This window comes from Flagellimonas zhangzhouensis, assembly GCF_900102925.1.
In the GTDB taxonomy this organism is placed as follows: Bacteria; Bacteroidota; Bacteroidia; order Flavobacteriales; family Flavobacteriaceae; genus Flagellimonas; species Flagellimonas zhangzhouensis.
On sequence record NZ_FNKI01000009.1, the window covers coordinates 1 to 2,500 of the forward strand.

Below are 2,500 nucleotides of genomic sequence, written 5' to 3' on the forward strand. Positions count from 1 at the left end.
GCACCTACGTGTAGGTGTCTGACGGTACCGTAAGAATAAGGACCGGCTAACTCCGTGCCAGCAGCCGCGGTAATACGGAGGGTCCGAGCGTTATCCGGAATCATTGGGTTTAAAGGGTCCGTAGGCGGGCCTGTAAGTCAGGGGTGAAAGTTTGTGGCTCAACCATAAAATTGCCTTTGATACTGCAGGTCTTGAGTCATGGTGGGGTTGCCGGAACATGTGGTGTAGCGGTGAAATGCATAGATATCACATAGAACACCGATCGCGAAGGCAGGTGACCAACCATGTACTGACGCTGATGGACGAAAGCGTGGGTAGCGAACGGGATTAGATACCCCGGTAGTCCACGCCGTAAACGATGGATACTAGCTGTGGGGACTTTGTCTCCGTGGCCAAGCGAAAGTGATAAGTATCCCACCTGGGGAGTACGTTCGCAAGAATGAAACTCAAAGGAATTGACGGGGGCCCGCACAAGCGGTGGAGCATGTGGTTTAATTCGATGATACGCGAGGAACCTTACCAGGGCTTAAATGTAAGTTGCATTAGTTGGAGACAGCTATTTCTTCGGACCACTTACAAGGTGCTGCATGGTTGTCGTCAGCTCGTGCCGTGAGGTGTCAGGTTAAGTCCTATAACGAGCGCAACCCCTACCGTTAGTTGCCAGCATGTCAAGATGGGGACTCTAACGGGACTGCCGGTGCAAACCGTGAGGAAGGTGGGGACGACGTCAAATCATCACGGCCCTTACGTCCTGGGCTACACACGTGCTACAATGGCCGGTACAGAGGGAAGCCACCCCGCAAGGGGGCGCGGATCTATAAAACCGGTCACAGTTCGGATCGGGGTCTGCAACTCGACCCCGTGAAGCTGGAATCGCTAGTAATCGGATATCAGCCATGATCCGGTGAATACGTTCCCGGGCCTTGTACACACCGCCCGTCAAGCCATGGAAGCCGGGAGTGCCTGAAGTCCGTCACCGCAAGGAGCGGCCTAGGGCAAAATCGGTAACTAGGGCTAAGTCGTAACAAGGTAGCCGTACCGGAAGGTGCGGCTGGAACACCTCCTTTCTAGAGAAAGAGATGTCCGGAGCCTTGGGGTCCCGCACGAGGTGGTCTTTAAGATCTTTGTGCTGTCGTTTATGATATGTTTTTTGATATAAGGCAAAATAGGCCAAGACAGTCTCATAGCTCAGCTGGTTAGAGCGCTACACTGATAATGTAGAGGTCGGCAGTTCGAGTCTGCCTGAGACTACGAAAGCGGCGGAGCCGCAAGTTATAAGTGAAAAGTTAAAAGTTCACAGGTAACGTAAGTTCATTACAAATTGAAAGGAAATTCTAGGAGTTGAGAAGGTAGTTCAGTGATTTCTGACTACTAACTACTATGTACCAACTACTGGTATATGGGGGATTAGCTCAGCTGGCTAGAGCGCCTGCCTTGCACGCAGGAGGTCATCGGTTCGACTCCGATATTCTCCACCACGGCAAGTGTCGTCCACGGTAATTTATATTGCCGGTGGCGATGAGCCAGAAAGTTCATTGACATATTGGGACGGAGCAAGATTGATTTTATATCGGTCTATGCGAAGTCAAAGAAGAAACACGAAGTAGAATAGAATATATAAAGGATTACGAGAGGGCATTTGCACTTATGTGCAGATGCGACAAGCAAAAGAAGGGCGTATGGGGGATGCCTGGGCTCTCAGAGGCGAAGAAGGACGTGATAAGCTGCGAAAATCCACGGGGAGCTGCACATGAGCATTGATCCGTGGGTGTCCGAATGGGGCAACCCGGCTGGTTGAAGGCCAGTCACACCGCAAGGTGGGCGAACCCGCTGAACTGAAACATCTAAGTAGGCGGAGGAAGAGAAAACAAAAGTGATTCCGAGAGTAGTGGCGAGCGAAATCGGATTAGCCCAAACCAATGTTGTTCCGGCAATGTTGGGGTTGTAGGACCACAATGTTCTTTGCGCGACGAACTGGAACCCTTTGGAAAGAGGGGCCGTAGACGGTGATAGCCCGGTACAGGCAAGGAGCGTTAAAGATAGTGGTATCCTGAGTAGCGCGGGGCACGTGAAACCCTGTGTGAATCTGGCGGGACCATCCGCCAAGGCTAAATACTCCTGAGAGACCGATAGTGAACCAGTACCGTGAGGGAAAGGTGAAAAGAACCCTGAACAAGGGAGTGAAATAGACCCTGAAACCATACGCCTACAAGCGGTCGGAGCCAGTTTACTGGTGACGGCGTGCCTTTTGCATAATGAGCCTACGAGTTACTTTTACCGGCAAGGTTAAGCACCTCAGGTGCGCAGCCGCAGCGAAAGCGAGTCTGAACAGGGCGCCATAGTCGGTAGTAGTAGACGCGAAACCGTGCGATCTACCCATGGGCAGGTTGAAGCTGTGGTAACACATAGTGGAGGACCGAACCCGTTGACGTTGAAAAGTCTTGGGATGACCTGTGGGTAGGGGTGAAAGGCCAATCAAGCTCGGAAATAGCTCGTACTC

2 tRNA genes and 2 rRNA genes (1 of these 4 cut by a window edge) are annotated in these 2,500 nt (G+C 51.9%); all 4 read left to right on the forward strand.

Annotated features, from left to right (window positions below):
• Positions 1–1,067 (forward strand): 16S ribosomal RNA (locus BLQ18_RS16840); the annotation flags it as partial.
• Positions 1,068–1,177: 110 nt separating this feature from the next.
• Positions 1,178–1,251, forward strand: a tRNA-Ile gene (locus tag BLQ18_RS16845).
• 150 nt (positions 1,252–1,401) lie between these two features.
• A tRNA-Ala gene (locus BLQ18_RS16850) sits at positions 1,402–1,478 on the forward strand.
• Between the two features lie 179 nt (positions 1,479–1,657).
• Positions 1,658–2,500 (forward strand): 23S ribosomal RNA (locus tag BLQ18_RS16855); it runs 1,977 nt beyond the window's last position.